Source organism: Streptomyces sp. NPDC006283 (genome assembly GCF_040613325.1).
Taxonomy (GTDB): Bacteria; Actinomycetota; Actinomycetes; order Streptomycetales; family Streptomycetaceae; genus Streptomyces.
The window spans coordinates 1-25,964 of sequence record NZ_JBEXRZ010000067.1 but is presented as its reverse complement, the minus strand read 5'-3'; the positions used below and the strand labels follow the sequence as shown (position 1 = coordinate 25,964).

The window sequence follows — 25,964 nt, the reverse complement described above, 5'->3', positions numbered from 1 at the left end:
CCCACGTTCCGCGCGGCGCAGCGGGGCGGTTGTGGCACGGGAGCGGTCACGTCCGGGGCGAGCCCCTGCACCCGTACCACGCTGCCCACAGAACCCGTACCGCGCCAGGCACGGTGTCCTCGGACGCCGGCTTGGCCGAAGTTGACACCGGCCTGGGCGACCCCGCCGGCGATGGCTCCCACGGTCGCCGTTCCGTAGGGGAGTTGGGAGCGGATTCCCGACGAGAGGGAGCACGCTCCACGTGCCGAAAGGATCCGCCGAGGGAACCGATCAAGGTCGGGGAGCGTATACATGGTGGGGACGGCAAGATCGGGTCAATTGTGGTGTGAGAGGGTCCCCTGCGGCCATACTGCTGGCCGGGAGTAGTCCCACGACCCGCCGGGGGAGGCGGGCCGACGTCAGCGACCAAGGGGGAGGTCACGTGACACACCCGCCGGACGTGCGCGCAGCGACGCCTCCGTCGGCTCCGGGGCACGCGTTCGCACAGCCGCCGGCCCAGCCGCCCGCGGGTCGCGGCGCCTGGGCCACCCGCAAGGCCACCGCTCCCGCCGGGAGCCCGCAGGCCGCTGAGGCTGGGACGGTCACATCGGACACCGGTGCCGCAGACCTCACGGAGCCGGTCACCGCTGAGCCGGCCGCCGAAGAGGCAGCGCCCGCACCGCGCCGGACCCGCCGTCGCGCATCCGCTCCCGCGGGTACGCCGCAGGCCGTCGAGCCCGCCGAGGAGACCGCCGCTCCGGCCGAGGCCGCCGAGGATGTCGCCGTGGCCGAGGCGTCCGCGCCGCGTACCCGTCGACGGGCCACCCGCAAGGCCACCGCTCCCGCCGGTGCGCCGCAGACGGCCGCACCAGCCGCCGAGGAGGCCGTAGAGACACAGCCCGCAGCAGCGGCCGCCGAGCCGGAGAGGACCGAGGCCTCCGCAGCGGCTGAGACCGCAGCCCCGCGCCGCACGCGTCGCCGCGCGTCCGCGCCGGCCGGTGCGCCGAAGGCCGTCCAGGTGCCGGAAGACACCACTGCGCAGGAGGCCGCCCGGACCGCGGCCCCGGTCGCAGAGTCCGACGAAGAGGAGACCGTCGTGGCCGCTGCGAACGAGGAGCCCGCGCCGCGCCGTACCCGCCGCCGCGCATCGGCACCCGCCGGCGCGCCCAGGGCCGAGGCCGAGGCCGTCGAGGCCCCCGAAGACGCAGCGGCCGCCGAGACCGAGGAGCCGGCGCCGCGCAGCCGCCGCCGGGCGACCCGTAAGGCGACCGCTCCCGCCGGTGCGCCGAAGGCGGCCGAGGAGGAGCCCGCGGAGGCCGGCGAGAGCCTGCCCGAGAGCGCTGTCGCCCAGATCGCAGCCGAAGAGGCCGAGGTGGCCGCCGCGGAGAAGGCGGCGACCCGGGGGCGCACGCGCCGCCGTGCGGTCTCGCCCGAGTTCACCGCGCAGCCGGCTGCCCAGGCGGAGCAGGCCGAGGCGGCCGAGGAGGCGCCCGCCCGTGGCCGTCGCGCCGGGCGGCCCGCCGTGCCCACCTTCCGGGCGCCGGTCTTCACCGAGCCGATGTTCCAGACGCCGGAGACGGCTGCTGCCGCGGCCGCGGCAGCCACCGCCCCCGAGCCGGAGGAGGACGAGGAGGCCGTCGAGGCTCCCGTCGCCGAGGCCCCGGCGCCGGAGCCCGCCGGGCGTCGGCGCCGCCGCCGTCGCGGCGAGCCCGCTGAGCCCGCCGCCGAGGCCGCTCCGGCCGAGGACGAGACGGAGCCCGAGCAGGCGGAGGGCGCGGAGGACGAGGACCACGACGAGTACGAGGACCGTCCGTCGCGCCGCCGCCGGCGCGGGGGCCGTCGCCGTCGCCGTGGCGAGGCCGCCGACGCGGACGAGTCCGCGGAGGAGCGGTCCGAAGAAGAGGACACCGCTGCCGAGGAGGCCCACGAGGAGTCCGAGGAAGAGGACGAGTCGGAGACCCCGTCGGCCGCCGGTACCAGCAGCAGCCGTCGCCGCCGTCGCCGTCGTCGTCGCAGCGGTGACGCCGGTACGGAAGGTGAGCAGGGCACCGACGACCCGGAGCGCACGGTCGTCAAGGTCCGGGAGCCGCGCAAGAAGGAAGAGCCGAGCGACGAGGTCCAGTCCATCAAGGGCTCGACCCGTCTGGAGGCGAAGAAGCAGCGCCGCCGTGAGGGCCGCGAGCAGGGCCGCCGCCGCGTGCCGATCATCACCGAGGCGGAGTTCCTGGCGCGCCGCGAGGCCGTCGAGCGCGTCATGGTCGTCCGCCAGAGCGGCGAGCGCACCCAGATCGGCGTCCTCGAGGACAACGTGCTCGTCGAGCACTACGTCAACAAGGAGCAGGCCACCAGCTACGTCGGAAACGTCTACCTGGGCAAGGTCCAGAACGTTCTGCCGTCCATGGAGGCCGCGTTCGTCGACATCGGCAAGGGACGCAACGCCGTCCTGTACGCCGGTGAGGTGAACTTCGAGGCGCTGGGCATGGCCAACGGTCCGCGCCGCATCGAGGCCGCCCTCAAGTCCGGCCAGTCGGTCCTCGTCCAGGTGACCAAGGACCCGATCGGCCACAAGGGCGCCCGGCTCACCAGCCAGGTGTCGCTGCCCGGCCGTTACCTGGTCTATGTGCCCGAAGGCTCGATGACCGGCATCAGCCGCAAGCTGCCCGACACCGAGCGCGCCCGGCTGAAGACCATCCTCAAGAAGATCGTTCCCGAGGACGCGGGCGTCATCGTGCGCACCGCCGCCGAAGGCGCGAGCGAGGACGAGCTGCGCCGCGACGTCGAGCGACTGCAGGCGCAGTGGGAGGACATCCAGAAGAAGGCGAAGAGCGGCAACGCGCCGACGCTGCTCTACGGCGAGCCGGACATGACCGTCCGTGTCGTCCGCGACATCTTCAACGAGGACTTCTCCAAGGTTGTCGTCAGCGGGGACGAGGCGTGGCAGACGATCCACGGTTACGTCTCGCACGTGGCGCCCGATCTCGCCGACCGGCTGCAGCGCTGGACCAGCGAGACCGACGTCTTCGCGGTCCACCGCATCGACGAGCAGCTGATGAAGGCGCTGGACCGCAAGGTCTGGCTGCCGAGCGGCGGCTCGCTGGTGATCGACAAGACCGAGGCCATGATCGTGGTCGACGTCAACACCGGTAAGTTCACCGGCCAGGGCGGCAATCTCGAGGAGACCGTCACCAGGAACAACCTGGAGGCGGCCGAGGAGATCGTGCGCCAGCTGCGGCTGCGGGACCTTGGCGGCATCGTCGTCGTCGACTTCATCGACATGGTGCTGGAGTCCAACCGCGACCTGGTCATGCGCCGGCTGCTGGAGTGCCTGGGCCGTGACCGCACCAAGCACCAGGTCGCCGAAGTGACCTCGCTGGGCCTGGTCCAGATGACCCGCAAGCGGGTCGGCCAGGGCCTGCTGGAGTCCTTCTCCGAGACCTGTGTCCACTGCAACGGCCGCGGCGTGATCGTGCACATGGAGCAGCCGACGTCCGTCGGCGGTGGTGGCAAGCGTTCGAAGAAGCGCGGCCGTGGTGGCGTGCAGGAGCAGGGCGAGGCTCAGCCGGAGACCACCGGCATCGAGACCGAGGCCGAGATCGAGACCGAGGAGGAGGTCGCCGCCGAGGTGGCCGCCCCCGCGGCGCTCGCCGAGCCCGCCTTCGTACCGGACGAGGAGCTGTACAGCAGCGCGGCCGAGGCCGAGGCGGCAGCCACGCGCGGGCGGGGCCGTCGTCGGGCGACCCGCAAGGTGTCGGCCCCGGCCGGCGCGCCGAAGCCCGTGGACGTCACCGCGGAGCCGCAGGCCGAGGCCCCGGCTCCCGTGGAGGCCACCGAGCCGGCCGCACCGGCGGAGGAGGCGGCCCCCACGGGTCGTGTCCGGCGCCGGGCCACGCGGAAGGTGTCCGCTCCGGCGGGTCCGCCGGTCTCGTCGGAGCCGACCGTTCTGGAAACGACGGTCGAGGCGCCGGCCGAGCCGCAGCCCGAGGCGGTTGCCGCGCCCGTCGCGGAGGCCCCGGTCGTGGAAGAGGCGCCGGTCGCGGCTCCGCCGCGAGCACGCCGCCGGGTGACCCGCAAGGTCACCGCTCCGGCTGGTTCGCCGTCGGGCGCGGAGGACGCGGCGATCGTCGTGGTCGCCACGGAGCCCAAGGCCGAGCCCGAGGCCGGTGAGGCCGAGGGGAAGAAGCCCGAGCCCGAAGAGGGCGAGGCTCCGGCGGCGAAGAAGGCGGCCCGCAAGACCGCGAAGAAGGCCACCGCGAAGAAGGCCGCCGCCAAGAAGACGCCGGCCAAGAAGACGACGGCGAAGAAGACGACCGCGAAGAAGGTCTCCAAGAAGACCGCAGCTGCCGAGCAGGCCTCTGCTCCGGCAGTCTCCGCGAGCGCTCCTGAGGCGTAGGTCCCGGGTGCCGTGAGGCACCACTGGTGCGGCCCGTCCCCGGTTCTCCGGGGGCGGGCCGCATCTTCGTGCGGGCGCGGTCACACGGGCGGCGTGCGAGCGGGCAGACGCCGGCCGGCATGCGAAGGGCCCGTTCCACCGGTCGGCCGGTGGAACGGGCCCTCTCTTGCTCTGCGTGGGCCGGAGCTCAGCGCTTGGCGGCGAGCCGTCGCAGCCGCCTGAGGACCGCCTTCACGATCGCGACCCGGCCGATGCGCAGCACGAGCCGGCTGCGCCTGGCAGGCGCCGCGTACCGCAGCAGGCCGCCGCGGAACCAGCGGGTGTTCTTGAGGTCGGACTGCGGCGCGACCGGCTTGGACCAGGCGGAGCCCCGCTGCGAGGGCAGCCACAGCGACACCGACCAGGAGCCCGGGGCGAGACCGTCGACGGAGATGTTGGCCGTGAAGCTGTTCGCACCGCTCGGGGTGACCGGGACGGTGAGGGTCCGGCCGCGTCCTCCGTCGAGCCGTACGGCGAGGGCGGAAACGGGCAGCGCCGCCAGCTTCCAGCTGCCCTCGACCTCCAGCTGCGAGGGGACCTCGGTGGACCAGCGCGTGCGGTCGACGCGCAGCTTGTCGGCCACCTTGTGCTTGTTCTCGCCGATGTCGAGGGTGAGGTTGTTGTAGGGCTGCGTGTAGTAGAGGGCGGCGGCGAAGTTCTCCTCACCGTCGGCGACCACATACGTCTCGGTCTTCTCACCGACGCCGGGGAGACGCTTGTGGCCGAAACGAATCTCCTTGACGTAGTCCTGGATCCGTACGGCGACGAACACGTCCCACAGGCCCTTGGGAAGCCTGCCGCCGGCCACGGCCTTCGTCAGGTCGACCTCGGTGGCGAAGCCGGCCATCGGGTAGCTGTACTTCCCGCGGTCCTCCTTGACCCCGAGGCCGGGGGTGGCCACGGCGGTCGTCGGGAAGCGGTGCTCGACCTTGGTGTCGCGCTCGCGCAGCACCAGCTCGGTCGTGGTCTCCTCCTGCGGGAGCCCGCGCAGATAGGCGTGTCCGGTCATGCTCAGCCGGCTGCCGTCGATGGTGACGGAGTCCAGCCGGTGACGGTCCTGGACGGCTTTCGTGACGTCGTAGATCTCGTCGGGGACACCGCGCTCGGGGTCGCGGAAGAACGGCAGCTGCGTGTAGGCGCGGTCGCCCTCGACGAGCACGTCGGGCTGGGTGCCGGCCGACCTGTGCCGACGGTCGACGTTCTCCAGCTCGATGGTCTCCTCGAGCATGTCGCGCAGGATGAGTTCGCAGCGCAGCCGCGTGATGGCGTTGACCCTCGCCTTGAGCGAGTCCGGGTAGGAGCGCTTGAGCAGGGCACGCAGCTCGTCGTAGTTCTTGCGCTGGAGCTCGGGGTCGGACTCCCTGGCCAGGTGGATCAGCGCGTGGAACATGTCGACGGTCAGGTGCCGGTTCATCAGTCCGTCGCGGTCGGGCCCGGCCGGCACGTGCTTCTCGACCAGGTCGACCATCAGCTCCAGCACGCGGATGCGGACCTCCGCGCCGCGCGTGGAGGTGGTGGTGTTGCCGCCGTCGTCGCGCTTGACGATGTACAGGCAGTCGTAGTCGGCGACGACCGAGATGCCGTCCGCCTTCAGATAGAGCATGCCGGTGAAGAGCTGGTCCTCCGCGGTCTTGTAGCCGAGCGGGAAGCGCAACTCGTGCTTCTCGATCAGCTCGCGCCGGATCAGCTTCAGCGGGTTGAGCGTCCAGTACACCCGGGACTTGAAGACGTCGGTGCGGGGCTGGTTGCGCAGGAACATCGAGCTGGGGGCGCCGCGGCCGTTGACGCCGACCATCTTGCCGAGCACAACGTCGGTCTTGTTCTTCTCGGCCATGGTGAACATGCGCTCGAGCGCCTCTTCGCCGAGGTAGTCGTCGGCGTCGAGGAAGAAGACGAACTTGCCGCGCGCGTGGTCCAGGCCCTTGTTGCGAGGGGCGGAGGGGCCGCCGGAGTTCTCCTGGTGGAACACCTGGAAGAGGCCCGGGTACTGTGCGGCAAAACGTTCAAGCTCCTCGCCGGTACCGTCGGTCGAGCCGTCGTTGACGGTGATGATCTCGATACGGTCGCGTCCGATGGACTGCTCAACCACGGACGTGAGCGTCTTCGTCAGATACGGCATGGCGTTGTAGGCGCCGATGATCACGGAGATGTCAGGCGTGGTCAAGGTCGATTCCGTTTCGCGTGCAGCCCGAGCGCTGGTCGCTGCACTGCAGCCCCCCCTGTCGACTCGACGGCCACTATTGAGGTGTTGAGAAAGTCCGCACCAATCCTACAAACGGCTTGATGCTGTGGAGACCGTGTGACCGTCACGGTTCTGTGACAGGCCTTCAGCGGAAGGCCGGGGCCACTGGGCGCGCGGGCTCGGTTTGACCCGCCGGAGCCCGGTCCGTAACCTTGACCCTCGGCGTGTTTCCGTATGCGCCCACCCCTGAGCAACTCCCTCCCGGTCCGCCGGGAGAGGCCGCTCGTCCATTCGGATCATCCGGGCCCCGGCCCGCGTGAGCGGCTGGCATCAGGGGTTTCGTTCCGAGCGAGAGAGAGATCCGCGTGTACGCCATCGTGCGCAGCGGTGGTCGCCAGCACAAGGTTGCTGTCGGCGACATCGTTGAGGTTGACAAGATTTCCACTGCCAAGGTTGGCGACACGGTCGAGCTCTCGACCCTGCTCGTTGTCGACGGCGACGCCGTGACCAGCGACCCGTGGGTGCTGGCCGGTATCAAGGTCACGGCCGAGGTCGTGGACCACCACAAGGGCGCGAAGATCGACATCCTTCGCTACAAGAACAAGACCGGCTACCGCCGCCGCCAGGGTCACCGTCAGCAGTACACGGCGATCAAGGTCACCGGCATCCCCGCGGCTGCGAAGTAAGGGACTGAGGAGAGATGGCACACAAGAAGGGCGCATCGTCCACCCGGAACGGTCGCGACTCCAACGCTCAGCGGCTCGGCGTGAAGCGCTTCGGCGGTCAGGTCGTGCTCGCCGGTGAGATCCTGGTCCGCCAGCGCGGCACCCACTTCCACCCCGGCGCCGGTGTCGGTCGCGGTGGCGACGACACCCTGTTCGCGCTGCAGCCGGGTGCGGTGGAGTTCGGTACGCACCGTGGTCGCAAGGTCGTGAACATCGTTCCGGTCGCCTGACCGGAATTCTTCACGAGGGGCGGACCTCACTTCCCGTACGGGAAGCGGGTCCGCCTTTCGTGTGTTGAGAGACAGACATTTACGTACGTACGTCACACCGCTTACTGGAGGCACATCCATGACCACCTTCGTGGACCGCGTCGAGCTGCACGTCGCCGCGGGTAACGGAGGCCACGGCTGCGCCTCCGTTCACCGGGAGAAGTTCAAGCCGCTCGGCGGACCCGACGGCGGCAACGGCGGCCGTGGCGGTGACGTGATCCTGGTCGTCGACCAATCCGTCACCACGCTCCTCGACTACCACCACAGCCCGCACCGCAAGGCCACGAACGGCAAGCCCGGCGAAGGCGGCAACCGCTCCGGCAAGGACGGACAGGACCTGGTCCTGCCGGTCCCGGACGGCACCGTCGTCCTCGACAAGCAGGGCAACGTCCTCGCCGACCTGGTGGGCCAGGGCACCACCTTCGTGGCCGCGGAGGGCGGCCGCGGCGGCCTCGGCAACGCCGCGCTCGCCTCCGCCCGACGCAAGGCCCCCGGCTTCGCGCTGCTGGGCGTGCCCGGCCAGTCCGGCGACGTGGTGCTGGAGCTCAAGACGGTCGCCGACGTCGCGCTCGTGGGCTACCCGAGCGCCGGCAAGTCGTCGCTGATCTCCGTCCTCAGCGCCGCCAAGCCGAAGATCGCGGACTACCCCTTCACCACGCTGGTGCCGAACCTGGGTGTCGTCACCGCGGGCTCCACGGTGTACACCATCGCGGACGTCCCCGGGCTGATCCCCGGCGCCAGCCAGGGCCGTGGCCTGGGCCTCGAGTTCCTGCGGCACGTCGAGCGCTGCTCGGTCCTGGTGCACGTCCTCGACACCGCGACCCTGGAGTCCGACCGCGACCCGGTCTCCGACCTCGACGTCATCGAGGAGGAACTGCGGCAGTACGGCGGCCTCGACGACCGGCCGCGGATCGTCGTCCTCAACAAGGTCGACATCCCCGACGGCCAGGACCTCGCCGACATGATCCGCCCGGACCTGGAGGCGCGCGGCTACCGCGTCTTCGAGGTCTCCGCCGTGGCGCACAAGGGCCTGAAGGAGCTGTCCTTCGCCCTGGCCGAGATCGTCGCCGAGGCGCGGGCGGCCAAGCCCGTGGAGGAGGCGACCCGGATCGTCATCCGCCCCAAGGCGGTCGACGACGCGGGCTTCACGGTCACGCAGGAGGAGGACGGCCTCTTCCGCGTGCGCGGCGAGAAGCCGGAGCGCTGGGTGCGCCAGACGGACTTCAACAACGACGAGGCCGTCGGCTACCTGGCCGACCGTCTCAACCGCCTGGGCGTCGAGGACGAACTGATGAAGGCCGGTGCCCGCGCGGGCGACGGCGTGGCCATCGGCCCCGAGGACGACGCGGTCGTCTTCGACTGGGAGCCGACGGTGATGGCGGGCGCGGAGATGCTCGGCCGCCGCGGCGAGGACCACCGCTTCGACGCGCCGCGTCCGGCTGCGCAGCGGCGGCGGGACCGTGAGGCTGAGCGTGACGAGGCGCAGAAGGAGTTCGAGGGCTTCGACCCGTTCTAGCGCGACCCGTTCCGCCGTCCGGCCCGATTCCGCGATCGGTTCCGGCGCGGCGCCCGGGCCGGTGACCGGCCGTGCGGAGCGTGACCCCGCCTGTGGGGCGAACACCCGAGAGGGTGCTGGCCCCACAGGCGGGGTCTTCTTGTTGCCCGGGGCGCACAACCCGGCGACCCGCTCGCCCGTCCGAGGTGGTTGAAGGCGGGCGTTCACCCGGAATAGGTGCAATCTTGTCTGAGTGGGTGATATCCGGCATACCGTGAATCGGGGGCCGGGCTGCCTCATCAGGACACGAGCCGTCGAGACCTGTGAACGGAGCGCCGATGAAGATCTCCTTCCTCATCCACACCATTTACGGAATCGGCGGCACGATCCGGACGACGCTGAATCTGGCCGAAGAGCTGGCGAACCGCCACGAGGTCGAGATCGTCTCCGTCTTCCGGCACCGGGACGACTCCGCGTTCGCACTGGACCCGCGCATCACCGTCGTACCGATGCTGGACACCCGCCAGGGCAGCGCCGACCGGCAGGACCCCCTCTTCGCGGAGCCGGCCGTCGCGTTCCCGCGGGCGGAGGCCCGGTACAAGGAGTACAGCAAGCTCACCGATGAACGCGTCCGAGCCCACTACGCCGTCTCCGACGCCGACGTGGTCATCGGCACCCGGCCCGGTCTGGTCGCGTACGTCGCCCGGTTCGCCCCGCCCACCGCCGTGCGCATCGGCCAGGAGCACATGACGCACAACCACCACCGGGCGGCCCTGCGCGAGGAGATGTACGAGCATCTCGACGCCCTCGACGCCTTCGTGACGGTCTCGGAGGGCGACGCCCAGGTATGGCGGGAGAAGATGCCGCTGCCCACGACCCGTGTGCTCGCCATCCCCAACAGTGTCCCCGAGCCCTCCGTGGCTCCGTCCGACGGCACGGGCCAGACCGTCGTCGCGGCGGGGCGGCTGGCCGCGGAGAAGCAGTACGAGGTGCTGGTGGAGGCTTTCGCCGAGGTCGCGGCGGCCCGCCCCGACTGGTCACTGCGGATCTACGGCTCCGGTGACCAGCGCGACCGGCTCCGCGCCCGCATCGACGAGCTCGGCCTGTACAACGCCGTCCACCTCATGGGCCCGCACTCGCCGATCGAGCCCGAGTGGGCCAAGGGCGCCATCGCCGCCTCGACCTCGCGGCACGAGTCGTTCGGCATGACCCTCGTGGAGGCGATGCGCTGCGGGGTCCCGATGGTCAGCACCGACTGCGACTACGGGCCGCGCGAGATCATCCAGGACGGCGTCGACGGGCTGCTCGTGCCGGTCGGCGACGTGCGGGCGGTGGCCCGCGCGCTGCTGCGCCTGATCGACGACGAGGACCTGCGGCGCGGCATGGCCGCCGCCGCCTGGCGCAACGCGCGCCGCTTCGACCCGGGCGTGGTGACGAAGCAGTACGAGGCGCTCTTCGACGAGCTGGCCGCCGAAGCGGCGCAGCGGGCCGACATCCCGGGGATCACCCCCGTCGCGGACTGCACGGTCGCCCCGGACGGCTCGCTCGACGTCACCCTGGCCGCCCCGCTGCCCAAGGGCTTCGAGCGGGGCGCCCGGCTGGTGTGCACCCGCACCGGAGCGCACACCGAGATGCGGACCTACGACTTCGACGCCCGCGGCTCCGCGACGGTCCCGGCAGGCGAGGAGTTCTCCGAGGGCGTGTGGAACGTCTTCATGGAGCTGGCGGAAACGGCCACGCGCGGACGTGTGTCGGCCCGTGTGGTCGACCAGCGCGGCGCGCTGCACGCCGCGGAGCGGCTCACCCCCGGCGGGGCCGTGCGCAACCTCGTGCCGTACGAGGACAAGGCCAAGGGCGGCGCGCTGATGCTGCGCGCCTGGCACCGCCCGATCCACGCCGAGGCGGCGGACGTCCAGGTGGACGGCGCGAAGGTGACCCTGTCCGGCACGCTGCTCGGCCCGGCGGCGATCACCTGGGAGCCGATCTTGATGCTGCGACGCCGCGGCAGGCCCTCCGACGAGATCGTCTTTCCGGGCGTGCGGGTCGGCGAGGACGGGTTCCGCTTCACCTTCTCCTCGACGGTGCCCGCCGCGTCGCAGATCACCTCGCACGACGTGTGGGACGCGTTCGTCCGCTATTCGCCCGACGCCCCGCCCGTCAAGATCGGTCGGCTGCTGGACGACGTCGTGATGAAGCAGCAGATCTATGTCTATCCCCACACGGTGATGGCGAAAAAGCGCCAGGACGGTGTGGCCCGCGCCGTCGCCAAGCGGGTGCTGGGCAGACCACGCAAAAAGGTACGCGTGCGCGTGTACTACACGCTCTCCAACGACGTCGCACTCAACGTGGTGGACCTGTAGCAGCGCCGTGTCCCGCTCATGGGTGGTTCACGCCACTCAGATGTGTGGTGTCTGTCACTCGCCGCGGCCCGTCCGGTACCGTCGAACCCCCCTGGTCACCCGGTGAACAGGAGGTTTCTCCACGCCGTGGAGCGGGCGTCACCCGCCTTGCAGGACGGTAACGGAGAGTGCAACCATCTGTTTCGTCCCCCAGCCCTCGCAAGGTAGGTCGTCTGTGTCTGTGCAGCACATAGCCAAACCCCGAACCACAGCTGTCGTGCTCGCCGGTGGAACCGGTCAGCGCGTGGGCCTGTCGATCCCCAAGCAGCTGCTGAAGATCGCAGGCAAGGCGGTCATCGAGCACACGCTGTCGATCTTCGAGCAGGCGGACTCCATCGACGACGTCATCGTGCTGATGGCGCCCGGCTACGTACCCGACGTCGAGAAGATCGTCGCAAAGGCGGGGCTGACCAAGGTCACCAGGGTCATCGAGGGCGGTTCCACGCGCAACGAGACCACCGAGCGCGCCATCGCCGCGCTGGGCGAGGGACTGGCCGAGGGCGAGGACCGCAACGTCCTGTTCCACGACGCCGTGCGTCCGCTGCTCTCCGAGCGGGTCATCAAGGACTGCGTGGACGCGCTGGACCGCTACCAGGCCGTCGACGTCGCCATCCCGTCCGCGGACACGATCATCGTGACCCGCACCCACGGCGAGGACGGCGAGTTCATCACCGACGTTCCTGACCGCTCCCGGCTGCGCCGCGGCCAGACGCCGCAGGCCTTCAAACTCTCCACCATCCGCCGGGCCTACGAGGTCGCCGCCGGTGACCCGAACTTCCAGGCCACCGACGACTGCTCGGTCGTGCTCAAGTACCTGCCGGACGTGCCGATCTACGTCGTCGCGGGTGACGAGTACAACATGAAGGTCACCCAGCCGGTCGACGTCTTCATCGCGGACAAGCTCTTCCAGCTCGCCTCCACCGCGGCCCCGCGCCAGGCCGACGAAGCCGCCTACCGCGAGCTGCTCGCCGGCAAGACGCTCGTCGTCTTCGGCGGCTCGTACGGCATCGGCGCGGACATCGCCGCGCTCGCCGAGTCCTACGGCGCCAAGGTGTACGCGCTGGGCCGCTCCACCACCGGCACCCATGTCGAGAACCCGGAGCACGTCGACGACGCCCTCTCCAAGGCGTACGCGGAGAGCGGCCGTATCGACTACGTGATCAACACCGCGGGCGTGCTGCGCATCGGCAAGCTGGCGGAGACGGACAACGCGACCATCCAGGAAGCGCTGAACGTCAACTACCTGGCGCCGGTCCAGATCGCCCGGGCCTCGCACAAGTACCTCGCGGAGACCAAGGGCCAGCTGCTGCTCTACACGTCCAGCAGTTACACCCGCGGTCGCGCCGAGTACAGCCTGTACTCCTCCACCAAGGCCGCCATGGTGAACCTCACCCAGGCCCTGTCGGACGAGTGGGCCGGCGACGGCATCCGCGTGAACTGCGTGAACCCGGAGCGCACCGCGACCCCGATGCGCACCAAGGCGTTCGGCGCCGAGCCCGCCGGTTCGCTGCTGTCGTCGGAGGCCGTGGCCCGTACCTCCCTCGACGTGCTGCTGTCCGAGCTGACCGGTCACGTCATCGACGTCCGCCAGCAGGACCCGACCCGTGGCGCGTCGGAAGCCTCGGGCTTCGAGCAGGCCCTGGCGTCCGTGCTGGACCGTCAGGAAGATGTGTAATACTTCTGGACATTCGAACATTCGGGCCTCTGTAGTCGCCGTTCAGCGCACTGCGGGGGCCCGAGTCCGTGGAGCACGTCCTTCACACGTCCTTCGCAAGGCATGTCGCAAGGCAAACAGTCGGTACCCCCTGGAGCAGGTTCTTCCGTGATTTCCAAAGCCATTCGTATGGCTCGCGTGGGCAGCGGATCAGAGCTGGCCGCCGCACTCCTTCTGATGCTGGGATTCCCCTGCGTCATGGTCGCGGCGATAATTCCCAATCTCTGGTTCTTCGCCGTGGCCGTCGCCGTGACGTATCTGTCGGACCAGTTCCTGCATCAGCGGTCCAGTTATCTGATCAACAGACTCGCCAAGGTCCGTGCGGGCCTGTCGATCCGGTTCCTCGTCCGCCAGCTGCTCCTGGTGCTGCTGCTGGCCCGCATGGGCTACGCGGAGGAGACCGTCTTCTATGTGACGGTCGCCTGCCTCCTGGGCTTCTACGGGCTCCAGGCCCCGCACGGCGCGATGGTCACGCTGATCCGGCTGCGCCGCAAGCTGCCCGTGGTCACGCGCAACATCGACCTGAGCGGTGTGCGCATCCCGGACGCGCCGCCGCGTGCGCTGCTGGACCGCTCCGCCGAGAAGATGCTCCACCTCGACCTCTTCTCCTTCGTCGGCGTGCTGATCGCGCTCGCCACCGACGCGAACGTCTTCGCCTACGCCGGCCTCGGTCTCACCGTGGGGCTTGCGCTCGTCTATCTGGCGATGCTCCTGCCTCACCTGCGCCCGGGACGTCTCGTGGCGTCGCCGGACAAGGTGCTCGCGGGTGTCGACGCCTGGCTGCGTGAGTACAAGCCGACCGTGATGCTGTACTTCTCCGGCTCCAAGGAGTCGGCGTACCAGGTCAACATGTGGCTCGAGACCATGGCGCAGATCAACGGGCGGCCGCTGATCTTCCTGCGTGAGCGCAACATCGTGCCCCAGCTCGGCACCACGTCCGTGCCGGTCGTCTGCGTGCCCGGCGGTGTGCACCTGATGAACCTGGACCTGTCGACCGTGCGCGTCGCGCTCTACGCGGCCAACGTCGGCAAGAACATCCACATGCTGCGTGTGCCGACCATGAAGCACGTCTTCATCGGCCACGGCGACAGCGACAAGCTGGCCAGCGTCAACCCGTACAGCAAGGTCTACGACGAGGTCTGGACGGCCGGCCGGGCCGGCCGCGACCGGTACGCCCTGGCCGACGTGGGCGTGCGCAGCGAGGACATCGTCGAGGTGGGCCGCCCCCAGCTCGGAAGCATCCAGCCGGTGAAGGGCGGGACGGGCACGCCGCAGAAGCCCATCCCGACGGTGCTCTACGCCCCCACCTGGGAGGGCTGGGACGACAACCCCGGCAACACCTCGCTGCTGCTGGCCGGCGAGAACATCGTCAAGCGCCTGCTGAACGCGGAGCAGCCGGTGCGGGTGCTCTACAAGCCGCACCCCTTCACCGGCACCCGCAGCGCCAAGGCGAAGGCCGTCGACGCCCGGATCACGGCGATGGTCGAGCAGGCCGCCGCAGCCCGCGCGAGCGAGCCGCGGTGGGTGGAGGAAGCCGCCGCGCACGCCGCGGACCAGGCTGCCGCCCGGGCCGAACTGCAGCGCATCGAGGCGCGTCTCGCCGAGCTGTCGGGCGCGTCCAACATCGCCAGGGACGAGGCGGAAGAGGCCCGCGACTCGATCGCGGACCCCGCGCGCGAGGCCGAGACCGTAGCGCTCAAGAACGAGTGGAACGCCGCGTACTGGCGGTCCTTCGGCTGGTGGGAGCACAAGGTCATCACCGGCCCCGAGCCTCGGCTGTACGACTGCTTCAACGAGTCGGACGGCATGGTCTCCGACATCTCCAGCGTGGTCTCCGACTACATCGCCAGCGGCAAGCCGTACGCGGTCACCGACTCCGCGGGTCTGGGCGAGGCGGAGTTCAAGCGCCAGAACACGGCCGTACGCGCCGCGGTGATCCTCTCCAACAGCGCCGCCGAGCTCGACGAGCTTCTGTCGGCCGTCACCGACCGCGCCGCGGACACGCGCGCCGAGGCACGGCACGAGCTCAAGGAGTACCTGCTCGGACCGGACGAGCCGACCTCCATGGAGCAGTTCGACGCGGCGGTCCAGGCGCTGGCCGCCAAGGCGGAGGCGCGCAACGTGGGCCTGCAGCAGCGGCTCGCTGCGGAGCCCGAGCAGGCGCCGGGTCTGGACGACTCGACCGTCGGCGGCTGAGCGGGCGGTTCGCAGAGCAGCACAGAGTACGGACGGCCTGGCGGCGTCCCCTTCCGGGGGCGCCGCCAGGCCGTTCGCCGTCCCGGGGGCGGCTCCGGCGGCCGGACCCGCGATATGGTCCCGTTTTTCCCGGAGAGTCGCTCGATGCAACCCTTGTAGGGATCGGGTTGTCTTGTACGTCTATGAGTGACAATCCTGCGCCCGACGTCACGGTTGTCGTCGGAGCCTACGAAGCCATGCCGTACCTGGTCCGCTGCCTCGAGTCGGTGGAGTCGCAGACCCTGGGCGCCGACCGCATCGAGCTCGTCGCCGTCGACGACGGGTCGACCGACGGCACGGGGGAGTACCTGGACGAGTTCGCGGCCAGGTCGAAGATCCCCACCCGTGTGGTGCACCAGCCCAACTCCGGCGGCCCCAGCGGCCCGCGCAACGTCGGTCTGGGTCTCGCCCGGGGCCGCTACGTCTTCTTCCTCGACGCCGACGACTACTTCGGCGACGAGGCGCTCGAGCGGATGGTCGCCATGGCGGACCGCGCCGGGACGGACGTCGTGCTCGGCAGGATGGCGGGCGTGGGCCGCGGTGTGCCCCGGTCGATGTTCACCCGCACCCTGGAACACGCCGAGGTGCACACCTCCCGGGTCATCTACGCGCTCAGCGCCCAGAAGCTGTTCCGGCGCTCGCTGCTCTCCCGGCTGGACCTGCGGTTCGACGAGACCCTGGCGACCGGTGAGGACGCGCTCTTCACCATGGAGGCGTACCTCTGCGGCAACGGCGTCTCGGTCGTCGCCGACTACGACTGCTACTACCTCGTGGGCCGCGAGGACGGCAAACACGCGACACGCAGAGGCGACTACGCAACCCGCTTCGAGGCGATCCACGCCCTGATGCGGCTGATCGCACGGCTCGAGCCGCCGGGCCGGAAACGGGATCTGCTGATGGTCAGGCCCTTCACGGTGGGACTGCTGCAGCAGTTCGGGCCAGGGCTGCTGCGGCAGTCGGAGGCCGACCGGCGTCGCAAGATGGAGCTCGCCGCCCCGATGACCGAGGCGTACTGGACCGAGGGAGTCGCCGCCCAGATGAAGGTCGGCGAGCGGCTGGTCCTCACTTGCGTCGCCATGGGCCGGCTCGACCTGCTCCAGGAGATGCTGGAGTTCACCGCGCGGGGCACCGCGCCGGAGGTCGTCCACCTGGGGCGCGCGGCCCGCCCGCACCTCGCCCATCCGCACTTCCGGGACCGCCGCACGGGCATCCCCGACAGCGCCTATGCCGTGACCGTGCCCGACTGGTCGGGCGACCGGCGCGTGATGCCGCCGAAGCCGAGACCGCCTTTCGCGCGGCGCGCGGTGAACGGGATCCGCAGACGGGTGCGGCGGTTGCACGCGAGGATGCGATCCGGAAAGAGGAAAGCAGGACGTGAGACGTAGGTAACATCGAGGGGCCGGGGCGGAATCCGCTCGGGGAACACTTTTCCGACTCTAGGGCAGGGACAGTGAAGGCACTCGTACTCTCCGGAGGCGCAGGAACACGACTCCGTCCCATTACGCACACCTCGGCCAAGCAATTGGTCCCGGTCGCGAACAAGCCGGTGCTCTTCTACGGCCTGGAGGCGATTGCCGAGGCAGGGATCATCGATGTGGGCGTCATCGTGGGCGACACGGCGGAGGAGATCCGTGAAGCGGTCGGCGACGGTTCCCGTTTCGGTGTGAAGATCACATATATTCCGCAGGAGAAACCGCTCGGCCTCGCACACGCCGTGGCCATTTCCAGAGACTTCCTCGGTGAAGACGATTTTGTGATGTATCTCGGCGACAACTTCATCGTCGGCGGAATCACCGGTCTCGTCGACGAATTCCGCGCCGAACGGCCCGACGCGCAGATCCTGCTCACGAAGGTCCCCGACCCGACCTCGTTCGGAGTCGCGGAACTGGACGGCAACGGGCGCGTGGTGGGTCTCGAGGAGAAGCCGAAGGAACCGAAGAGCGACCTGGCACTCGTCGGCGTCTACCTCTTCACCCCGGCCATCCACGAGGCCGTCCGCTCCATCGAGCCGTCCTGGCGCGGCGAGCTGGAGATCACGCACGCCATCCAGTGGCTCATCGACCAGCAACGGGACGTCCGGTCCACGACCATCGCCGGCTACTGGAAGGACACCGGCAACGTCACTGACATGCTCGAGGTCAACCGCTCGGTGCTGGAGGTCATGGACGCGCGGGACGAGGGCTCCGTCGACGAAAGCAGCGAGATCATCGGCCGGGTCCGTATCGAGGAGGGCGCCCGGATCAGCCGGAGCCGGATCGTCGGGCCCGCCGTCATCGGCGCCGACACGGTCATCAGCGACTCGTACGTCGGTCCGTTCACGTCCGTCTCGGAGGGCTGCCGGATCGAGGACAGCGAGATCGAGTACTCCATCGTCCTGCGCGGGGCGTCGATCACCGGGGTGCGGCGTATCGAGGCCTCGCTGATCGGCCGGGACGTCGAGGTCACACCGGCACCCCGCAGCCCCGCCTCCCACCGACTCGTGCTCGGCGACCACAGCAAGGTACAGATCTCCTCATGACAACCAAGATCCTGGTGACCGGTGGCGCCGGTTTCATCGGTTCCCACTACGTCCGCACGGTGCTCGGGCCGGAAGGCCCGGGCGACGTGGCCGTCACCGTGCTGGACAAGCTCACCTACGCCGGCAACCCGGCCAACCTCGACGACGTCCGCGACCATCCCGGCTTCGACTTCGTGCAGGGCGACATCTGCGACCCCGAACTCGTCGCGAAGCTGATGGCGGAGCACGACCAGGTCGTGCACTTCGCGGCCGAGTCGCACGTGGACCGTTCCATCGACGGCGGCGCCGAGTTCGTCCGTACCAACGTCGTCGGCACCCACACGCTGATCGACTCCGCCCATCGGGCCGGCGTGCGGACCTTCGTGCACATCTCCACCGACGAGGTCTACGGCTCGATCGACAAGGGCTCGTGGCCCGAGACACATCCGCTCGAGCCCAACTCGCCCTATTCGTCGGCCAAGGCGTCCAGCGACCTGATCGCGCTGTCCTACCACCGCACCCACGGCCTGGACGTCCGCGTGACCCGCTGCTCCAACAACTACGGGCACCACCACTTCCCCGAGAAGGTCATCCCGCTGTTCATCACCAACCTGCTGGACGGGAAGAAGGTGCCGCTCTACGGCGACGGCGGCAATGTCCGGGACTGGCTCCACATCGACGACCACGTTCAGGGCATCGAGCTGGTCCGCACCAAGGGCCGACCGGGCCAGGTCTACAACATCGGCGGCGGCACCGAACTGTCCAACAAGGAACTCACCGGGCTGCTGCTCGAGGCGTGCGGGGCCGACTGGGACACCTCCGTCGAGTACGTCACCGACCGCAAGGGCCACGACCGGCGCTACTCGGTCGACTGCACCAAGATCCGCGCGGAGCTCGGCTACGAGCCACGCAAGGACTTCGCGACCGGACTCACGGAGACAGTGCGGTGGTACCGCGAGAACCGGGCCTGGTGGGAGCCGCTGAAGGAGCGTGCGGCACTGTGAGCACCTGGCTCGTCACGGGCGCCGGCGGCATGCTCGGCCGGGACGTCCTCGGCAGGCTGGCGGTCGACGGCGTCACCGCTGTGGGGGCCGCGCGTGCGGACCTCGACATCACCGACCCGGACGGCGTGCGCTCCGCCTTGGCGGCGCACCGGCCCGACGTGGTCGTGAACTGCGCCTCCTGGACGGACGTCGACGGCGCGGAGGAGCACGAGGACGCCGCCCTCGCCGTCAACGGCACGGGCCCCCGGGTCCTGGCCGAGGCATGCAAGGAGAGCGGCGCGGTTCTGCTGCACATCTCCACCGACTACGTCTTCGCCGGCGACGCCACCCGGCCCTACGCGGAGAACGCCCCCACCGCGCCGCGCAGCGCCTACGGGCGCACCAAGCTGGCGGGGGAGCGGGCGGTGCTCGACCTGCTGCCGGAGACCGGCCATGTCGTCCGTACGGCGTGGCTCTACGGCGCCGGCGGCCCGAACTTCGTCCGCACCATGATCAGGCTGGAGGGCGTCAGGGACACCCTCGACGTCGTCGACGACCAGCGCGGACAGCCGACGTGGACCGCGGACCTCGCCGGACTGCTCGTGCGGCTGGGGCTGGGCGCGCTGGCCCGGACCGTGCCGGCGGGCGTCCACCACGGCACCAGCCGCGGCGAGACGACCTGGTACGAATTCACCCGGGAGATCTTCCGGCTGCTCGGAGCCGACCCCGGCCGGGTGCGCCGGACCACGAGTGACGCGTTCGTCCGGCCCGCGCCCCGCCCTTCGTACAGCGTGCTCGGACACATGGGCTGGCAGGGCACTGATATCGAACCCATTCGCGACTGGCGGGAGGCGCTCGCAGAGGCGTTCCCCGCACTGCTCGAAGCGGAGCGCGGAACGGGTGCTACCGGCGGGTAGACATTTACGTAAGGCCTGCGTACACGCTAACTTCGCTGGGAATCAATCAATTTGATTCCCAGCGAAGGGCTCCATCGGTGGACCGCCACGGCTTCCTGCGTCAGCTGCACCGCATCTACAAACCCCGCAACTATCTGGAGATCGGGGTCAACGACGGGCGCAGTCTGGCACTGTCCCGGGTTCCTTCCGTCGCGATCGACCCCGCATTCCGCGTTGTGACGAGCATCAGTTGCGATGTGCATCTGGTTCGGGCCACCAGCGACGACTTCTTCGCCCGCAAGGACCCACTGGTTCATCTGCGGACGGGCCGCAACCCATTTCGCGCTCTCGCCCGCCGGGACCCGATGAACGTGCTGGGCGGCGAGCCGAAAGTGGAGCTGTCGTTCATCGACGGAATGCACCTCTTCGAGTTCGCGCTGCGTGACTTCATGAACGTCGAGCGGCATTCCCGCTGGTCGAGTGTGATCGTGCTCGACGACATGCTGCCGAGGAACGTCGACGAGGCCGCGCGGGACCGGCACACCAAATTCTGGGCCGGTGACGTCTACAAGGTCGCCCAGGTGCTGCGGAAGTACCGGCCGGACCTCGTGGTCGTCGAGGTGGACACCGCCCCGACGGGCGTGCTGGCCGTCTTCGGCGCCAACCCGGAGAGCACCGTTCTCAAGGACGCGTACGACAAGATCATCGAAGACTTCGTCGTACCGGACCCGCAGGATGTCCCGGACGAGGTGCTGGTCCGGAAGAACGCCGTCCAGCCCGAGGCGCTGCTGGGCGCCGACTTCTGGCCCGGTCTGATCAGGGCGCGCGCGTTGCGCCGCCCGCGCGCGGCCTTCGTGCCGGTGCGCAGGAGCCTCGAGAAGCTCACCGGCTGAGCGGTCGCAGCGACGCCCCAGGTCCGGCGGACCCTGGGGCGTTCTCGTGTCCGGGGCGTTCTCGTGTCTCAGCCCTGCGCGCGCAGCTGGGCGTCGAACGCCGTGCACTCCTCGTACCGCGGCAGCAGCCCCTGTCGCTCCGCCTCCGCGAGCGACGGCGCTGCCGCGTCCTTGTCGGAGAGCAGCGGGGTGATGCCCGCCGGCCACTCGATGCCGAGATCCGGGTCGAGAGGATGGATGCCGTGCTCACGTTCGGGGGCGTAACCGGCGGAGCAGAGGTAGACGACCGTGGCATCGTCCGTGAGGGCCATGAAGGCGTGACCGAGGCCCTCGGACAGATAGACGCTGTGATGGGCCACGTCGTCCAGCCGGACCGCCTCCCACTGCCCGAACGTCGCAGAGCCGACCCTGATGTCCACCACGACGTCCAGGACGGCGCCCCGGACGCACTTGACGTACTTGGCCTGGCTCGGCGGGACGTCGGCGAAGTGGACGCCGCGGAGCGTGCCGCGGCCGGAGACCGAGCAGTTGGCCTGGGCCAGGCGCAGACGATGGCCCGCGGACTCGACGAAGTCCGGTTCCCTGAACCACTCGTGGAAGCTTCCGCGGCTGTCCTGGAAGATCTTCGGCTCATGCACCCAGGCACCGGTGATGGAGAGCTGCCGCATGTGATCACGTCCTCGTTCCGGTCGTGTATCGGACATCGGCCCGGCGGATCGGCCGGGCGGGTCAGCCGGGCGGGCCGGGGGGTGGAACTGCCGGTCGGTCGGCCTCATGAGCCGGGGCGGCCCGTGGCAGGTCAGCCGAGCAGCTTCGCCGCGAGTCGGCGCACCTTCTTGCGGCCGGCCGACGGCAGCCGGCGGACGACCGGTCCGGCGACGGCCCGCGCGGCACCGCGCAGCGTCGCCCGGCGGCGCTGCGCGGTGATCTTCCGCAGCAGCACGGGATCGGGCGCGGCGAGGCTGTCGTCCAGCCGGATACGGCCGTTGCCGTCCACGTCCGCCGTGCACAGCGGCAGGAGACGGTCCTTGTCGCCGTCGAGCCGCACACCGAGCTGCCAGGTGCCGGCCGGGGCGCCCTCGACCTGACGCGGCACGGCCAGATGGGCGCGGCCCTGCGCCGGACGCAGGGCGCACGGGAACGAGTGCACCACCGAGGTCTCCAGAGCCTCGGACGCCGCCGCCGGGCCGGCCGCCGCGTCGGACGGTTTGCTGAGCACCACTTCGACCATGGAGGGGGCGGTGCTGCCCGTGGTGAAGAGGTCGAGCCGCAGTTGCGGCGATCGCCCGGGCATGCGCAGCACGGGACGCCCCTCCAGGTACGGGACGACCCTCTTGCCGCGGCGCGCGACGTCCAGCGTGAGATTGCTGTGCGTGTCCGTGAAGTACGGGATGACCGGCCGGGCGGGCGAGGACAGCAGCGCCGGGATGCACTGGTCGTCGACGTGCTCCTCGCGGTCGGCGCCCAGCCGTGCCCTGCGGACGAGGCCGAGGCCGCGGACCGTCACCCAGGCGTCCCAGAAGCCGCGTGGCAGGCTGCCACGGCCCTTGCGGCCGCCCTCGGAAGCCAGCCGGCCCGTGCCGCGCTGCACGATTTCGCAGGTCCCGTCCTCCTCGTCCAGCATCTCCACCCGCACCTCGAACGTGGCAGGGCAGGGCCACTCGACCGCCTTGTCGCGGTCGCGCAGTGCCAGCTCGGACTTGAAGCCGCCGAGGTCGTCGGTGATGTCGAGGAGGGCGCCGTCGGGCAGGAAGCCGGAGGTGATGTCCGGATGGACGTACAGCCGCTCGTCGCGGCGCAGCAGCTTGAGCGGCAGGCGCTGCTCGCCGTGCACGAGACGTGCGGCGAGGGTCAGGGCGATCCGGCCGTCTGCCTCCCAGGCTACGTTCTCGAGTCGCACCGTCCCCTTCACGGACGAGGCCAGCCGGGCGAGCCGGACCAGCCCCTGCGCGTTGTTCTCGCGCAGCAGGGTCGAGCGCATCCGCAGCATCGGGCCGAGGCCGTCGTGCACCGAGTCGCCCATGAACTCCAGGGCGAGGGGGCGTACCGCCTCGACCATCTCGCGCAGAAACTCGTCGTCGTACTTCAGCACCGCCGGTTCGCTGAGGCGGCCGAGCATCTCCACGCGGTAGAAGCGGCGCAGCACCCGGTCCCGGAGCGGGCCCGGCTCGGTGTTGGCGACGACGACCTCGAGGACCTCGCGGAGGTTGCCGTAGTAACCCGCGGGGACGAGCTTGGCCGACCCGGCGTTCTTGCCGTCGTCCCGCTTGGAGTAGTGGTAGCAGGTGTACGTGCCGAGGATGGAGACGACCTGCGCGGGGAAGTACGCCTTCATCATGTACAGCTGGTCCTCGAGGCGGCGCTTGCCCTCGGGGTAGGCGATGCCGTGCTCGCGCAGGAACTCGGTGCGGAACATCTTGTGCGGCGTGAGGCTGTCGAACAGCGGCGCGTTCCGCAGCGTGCACTTCTCGCGGTTCGTACGGAAGACGCCGTGCGGCACCCCTCGGAAGTTGCTGGCCACCTTGCCGATGACGATGTCGGAGCCGTTGCGGTGGCCCATGTCGTAGAGACGGCGCAGTGCGTCGGTGCCCAGGTGGTCGTCCTGGTCGAGGAACTGGACGTACTCGCCCCTGGCCTCGGCGACTCCGATGTTCCGCGGCTTGCCCGGCCAGCCCGAATTCGGAATGTGAATCACCCGGAAGTGGGGGTGCTGTGCCGCCAGCTTGTCGAGGCGCTCCGGCGTGTCGTCGGTGGACCCGTCGTCGACGAACACGACCTCGAACTGCTCGGCGGGCAAGGTCTGGCCGAGGAGGGAGTCAATGCAGGGATCGATGTACTTTCCGGGGTTGTACACCGGGATGACGACGCTCACTTTGACCGACACGACTGTGCCCCGTCTCTTGTGGGAACCGGAGTCGAAGATGTGGGGGCAGGAGGCAGGCGCGCGCCGACGCGATCGCGGGGGCCACCGCCCACCAGCACCCTATCGGTTGTCCGGAACGTGTACTTCGCGCGCGACACAACTCGTGCTAAGAGCGGGCCCCTTCGGTGCGCCCCGGCCGCGTGCCGACGGCACCGAGCTCGCGGCCGTGGCCGGAAGCCGCTGTCCACCGAACGGAATGCCCGCGCAGTCGGCTCGCGCACTGGCATACATTCGGCCTTGTGACAGAGGAGAGGCAGAGCGTGGCAGGACAGACTCCCGACGACACCCCGGGGCAGGGCGCAGGGCATGGGGGGCGACAGGATGCGGCGCACGCGGCGGGGACCCGGACCGCGGGCCGCGCCGAGGCGAGGGCCAAGGTGACCGAGGCCCGCCGGATCGTCGTCAAGGTCGGCTCCTCCTCCCTGACCACCGCCGCCGGCGGACTCGACGCCGACCGGGTCGACGCCCTCGTCGACGTGCTCGCCAAGATCCGCAGCGGGGGCGAGAAGGAGATAGTGCTGGTGTCCTCCGGGGCCATCGCGGCCGGCCTCGCGCCGCTCGGCCTGGCCCGCCGCCCCAAGGACCTGGCCCGTCAGCAGGCCGCCGCGAGCGTCGGCCAGGGCCTGCTCGTCGCCCGCTACACGGCCTCGTTCGCCCGCTACGGCGTCCGCGTCGGCCAGGTGCTCCTCACCAGCGACGACACCAGCCGCCGCGCGCACTACCGCAACGCCTACCGGACCCTCGACCAGCTGCTCGCCATGGGCGCCCTCCCGATCGTCAACGAGAACGACACCGTGGCCACGGACGAGATCCGTTTCGGCGACAACGACCGGCTCGCCGCGCTCGTCGCCCATCTCGTGCGCGCCGATCTGCTCGTCCTGCTCTCCGACGTCGACGGGCTCTACGACGGCGACCCGGCGCGCCCCGGCACCTCCCGCATCGACGAGGTGCACGGGCCCGAGGACATCGCACACGTGCAGATCGGCAGCGCGGGCAAGGCGGGTGTCGGCACGGGCGGCATGGTCACCAAGGTCGAGGCGGCCAGGATCGCGGCGGCCGCCGGGGTCCCCGTCGTCCTCACCTCCGCGAGCCGTGCCGCCGACGCCCTCGCCGGCCGCGCAACCGGCACGTACTTCCACGCCACCGGGCGCCGCTCCGCCGACCGGCTCCTGTGGCTCGCGCACGCCTCCACCCCGCAGGGATCCCTCACCCTCGACGACGGCGCCGTGAAGGCGGTCGTCGACGGCAGGAAGTCGCTGCTGCCGGCCGGGATCGCCGCAGTCGACGGCGAGTTCAGCGCCGGCGACCCCGTGGAACTGCGGGATGCCGCGGGGCGGGCAGTGGCCCGCGGGCTGGTCAACTTCGACGCCAAGGAGATCCCGCAGCTGCTCGGCCGCTCCACGCGGGAACTGGGCAAGGAGCTGGGCCCGGAGTACGAGCGGGAGGTCGTGCACAGGGACGATCTGGTCGTCCTTCACCCCTGAAGGAGTCGTCCTTCCCCCCTGAAAGTGGGGAAAGTCCCGCCTTCGGGCAGAGACCTTTACCAAAACGACCCCACGCCACGCCGCGGGCTGGTCAACTTTGTTGCGGGGGTATGCGGGGTTCGGAACAACGACGCAGCGACGCAGCAACAGGAGGCGGCCGGTGAGACGAGCGCGCCCTGGGGATGTGCCCCGAGGCAACGGGCGGCCGCCCCATGTCCGCCGGACGGGAGGCGACGAGCGTGCCCTGACCAGCGTCGGGGCGGGCGCCGACTTCGGTGACGGGCGCACCGACGAACCCGTGGACGCTCGCGATGAAGGGCGGGCCGAAGGCTCCGGCGACCTGCGGACCGACGCCGATGCGGGTCGCGGCGACCGGATGACCGTCCACGGCCCCGCGGCAGCCACGGGTGCGGCGGAGACCGGGGCCCTGCCCGGCAGCCGCACCGAGGAACGCGTGCTGTCGAGGCTGTGGCACATCACCCTCAGCGTCTCCGGCCAGGAGGCTCCGCTGAAGGAGGTCCGGCGCGGCCTGGAGCAACTGGCCCACGACCATCCCTTCCTGCTCACCAGCCGGTACGCGAACGACCACGCGGAGATCCGCTACTGGGAGGAGGCACGCGACCTGCACGACGCGGCGGCCGTCGCCCTGCGGCTGTGGGGCGAACACCGTGCCACGGCCAAACTCCCGCCCTGGGAGATCGTCGGCCTGGAGGTCATCGACCGGCAGACCTATCACCAGCGCATCGCGGAGGGCTACGGCCCGCCGCCCGCCGCACCGGTGGGCGTGCACCCCTTCTGACGCCTGTGCCGCTCCGACGCCGGTCGTGACGGCGAGCCCGGCGGCCATGGCGCCGGCCGGGA

At 70.4% G+C, this 25,964-nt stretch carries 17 protein-coding genes; 14 read left to right on the top strand and 3 right to left on the bottom strand.

Going from position 1 to position 25,964, the window contains the following annotated elements:
* The first annotated feature begins 421 nt into the window (after positions 1–421).
* On the top strand, positions 422–4,369 hold the full coding sequence (locus ABZ070_RS16445; protein ID WP_356634277.1) for an Rne/Rng family ribonuclease: 3,948 nt from the start codon (positions 422–424) through the stop codon (positions 4,367–4,369).
* Between the two features lie 187 nt (positions 4,370–4,556).
* Here the strand turns inward: ABZ070_RS16445 and ABZ070_RS16440 are convergent, their stop codons facing one another.
* Positions 4,557–6,572: a glycosyltransferase gene (locus tag ABZ070_RS16440; protein WP_356634275.1), complete on the bottom strand. Its 2,016-nt coding sequence runs from the start codon at positions 6,570–6,572 to the stop codon at positions 4,557–4,559.
* A gap of 383 nt (positions 6,573–6,955) precedes the next feature.
* Here ABZ070_RS16440 and rplU point away from each other — a divergent pair, with 383 nt between their 5' ends.
* The 11 genes from rplU to ABZ070_RS16385 all read left to right on the top strand — a co-directional run bounded on the left by rplU (position 6,956) and on the right by ABZ070_RS16385 (position 20,696).
* Positions 6,956–7,276, top strand: a complete 321-nt coding sequence (gene rplU / locus ABZ070_RS16435) for a 50S ribosomal protein L21 (protein WP_015033583.1) — start codon at positions 6,956–6,958, stop codon at positions 7,274–7,276.
* Positions 7,277–7,290: 14 nt separating this feature from the next.
* The gene (gene rpmA, locus ABZ070_RS16430) at positions 7,291–7,545 is read left to right on the top strand and encodes a 50S ribosomal protein L27 (protein WP_005317677.1); all 255 of its coding nucleotides are present in this window, start codon (positions 7,291–7,293) and stop codon (positions 7,543–7,545) included.
* A 118-nt stretch (positions 7,546–7,663) separates the two neighbouring features.
* Positions 7,664–9,100, top strand: a complete 1,437-nt coding sequence (obgE, locus tag ABZ070_RS16425) for a GTPase ObgE (protein WP_356634273.1) — start codon at positions 7,664–7,666, stop codon at positions 9,098–9,100.
* A 317-nt stretch (positions 9,101–9,417) separates the two neighbouring features.
* Positions 9,418–11,439 carry a glycosyltransferase family 4 protein gene (locus ABZ070_RS16420; RefSeq protein WP_356634271.1) on the top strand — a complete coding sequence of 674 codons (2,022 nt, stop codon included), beginning with the start codon at positions 9,418–9,420 and terminating at the stop codon, positions 11,437–11,439.
* Positions 11,440–11,653: 214 nt separating this feature from the next.
* The gene (locus ABZ070_RS16415; RefSeq protein WP_356634269.1) at positions 11,654–13,153 is read left to right on the top strand and encodes a bifunctional cytidylyltransferase/SDR family oxidoreductase; all 1,500 of its coding nucleotides are present in this window, start codon (positions 11,654–11,656) and stop codon (positions 13,151–13,153) included.
* A gap of 168 nt (positions 13,154–13,321) precedes the next feature.
* Positions 13,322–15,388 carry a hypothetical protein gene (locus tag ABZ070_RS16410; protein WP_356634267.1) on the top strand — a complete coding sequence of 689 codons (2,067 nt, stop codon included), beginning with the start codon at positions 13,322–13,324 and terminating at the stop codon, positions 15,386–15,388.
* Positions 15,389–15,570: 182 nt separating this feature from the next.
* Positions 15,571–16,812 carry a glycosyltransferase family 2 protein gene (locus tag ABZ070_RS16405; protein WP_356634265.1) on the top strand — a complete coding sequence of 414 codons (1,242 nt, stop codon included), beginning with the start codon at positions 15,571–15,573 and terminating at the stop codon, positions 16,810–16,812.
* A gap of 65 nt (positions 16,813–16,877) precedes the next feature.
* Positions 16,878–17,945 (top strand): glucose-1-phosphate thymidylyltransferase, encoded by a 1,068-nt coding sequence (locus ABZ070_RS16400; RefSeq protein WP_356634263.1) that lies wholly within the window; start codon positions 16,878–16,880, stop codon positions 17,943–17,945.
* Positions 17,942–18,928 carry a dTDP-glucose 4,6-dehydratase gene (gene rfbB / locus ABZ070_RS16395; RefSeq protein ID WP_356634261.1) on the top strand — a complete coding sequence of 329 codons (987 nt, stop codon included), beginning with the start codon at positions 17,942–17,944 and terminating at the stop codon, positions 18,926–18,928. The genes ABZ070_RS16400 and rfbB overlap by 4 nt, the downstream gene beginning before the upstream one ends.
* Complete coding sequence (gene rfbD, locus ABZ070_RS16390) at positions 18,925–19,824, top strand: dTDP-4-dehydrorhamnose reductase (RefSeq protein WP_356634260.1); 900 nt, start codon at positions 18,925–18,927, stop codon at positions 19,822–19,824. Before rfbB ends, rfbD begins: the two co-directional genes overlap by 4 nt.
* A gap of 77 nt (positions 19,825–19,901) precedes the next feature.
* Positions 19,902–20,696 (top strand): class I SAM-dependent methyltransferase, encoded by a 795-nt coding sequence (locus tag ABZ070_RS16385; protein WP_356634258.1) that lies wholly within the window; start codon positions 19,902–19,904, stop codon positions 20,694–20,696.
* A 68-nt stretch (positions 20,697–20,764) separates the two neighbouring features.
* On the opposite strand, the gene rfbC is transcribed toward ABZ070_RS16385, so the two are convergent.
* Both rfbC and ABZ070_RS16375 read right to left on the bottom strand, forming a co-directional pair.
* A complete protein-coding gene (gene rfbC, locus ABZ070_RS16380; RefSeq protein WP_356634256.1) occupies positions 20,765–21,364 on the bottom strand; it encodes a dTDP-4-dehydrorhamnose 3,5-epimerase in 600 nt (199 codons plus the stop codon).
* A 131-nt stretch (positions 21,365–21,495) separates the two neighbouring features.
* Positions 21,496–23,568 (bottom strand): glycosyltransferase family 2 protein, encoded by a 2,073-nt coding sequence (locus ABZ070_RS16375; RefSeq protein ID WP_356634254.1) that lies wholly within the window; start codon positions 23,566–23,568, stop codon positions 21,496–21,498.
* 428 nt (positions 23,569–23,996) lie between these two features.
* Here ABZ070_RS16375 and proB point away from each other — a divergent pair, with 428 nt between their 5' ends.
* Positions 23,997–25,103 carry a glutamate 5-kinase gene (gene proB, locus ABZ070_RS16370; protein ID WP_356634292.1) on the top strand — a complete coding sequence of 369 codons (1,107 nt, stop codon included), beginning with the start codon at positions 23,997–23,999 and terminating at the stop codon, positions 25,101–25,103.
* A 184-nt stretch (positions 25,104–25,287) separates the two neighbouring features.
* Positions 25,288–25,902 carry a hypothetical protein gene (locus ABZ070_RS16365; RefSeq protein WP_356634290.1) on the top strand — a complete coding sequence of 205 codons (615 nt, stop codon included), beginning with the start codon at positions 25,288–25,290 and terminating at the stop codon, positions 25,900–25,902.
* The last annotated feature ends 62 nt before the right edge of the window (positions 25,903–25,964 follow it).

Coding starts and splice junctions, on each gene's coding strand:
- rpmA (WP_005317677.1), top strand. CDS start 7,291: ATGGCACACAAGAAGGGCGCATCGTCCACCCGGAACGGTCGCGACTCC.
- rfbC (WP_356634256.1), bottom strand. CDS start 21,364: ATGCGGCAGCTCTCCATCACCGGTGCCTGGGTGCATGAGCCGAAGATC.
- obgE (WP_356634273.1), top strand. CDS start 7,664: ATGACCACCTTCGTGGACCGCGTCGAGCTGCACGTCGCCGCGGGTAAC.
- ABZ070_RS16410 (WP_356634267.1), top strand. CDS start 13,322: ATGGCTCGCGTGGGCAGCGGATCAGAGCTGGCCGCCGCACTCCTTCTG.
- rfbB (WP_356634261.1), top strand. CDS start 17,942: ATGACAACCAAGATCCTGGTGACCGGTGGCGCCGGTTTCATCGGTTCC.
- ABZ070_RS16405 (WP_356634265.1), top strand. CDS start 15,571: ATGAGTGACAATCCTGCGCCCGACGTCACGGTTGTCGTCGGAGCCTAC.
- ABZ070_RS16420 (WP_356634271.1), top strand. CDS start 9,418: ATGAAGATCTCCTTCCTCATCCACACCATTTACGGAATCGGCGGCACG.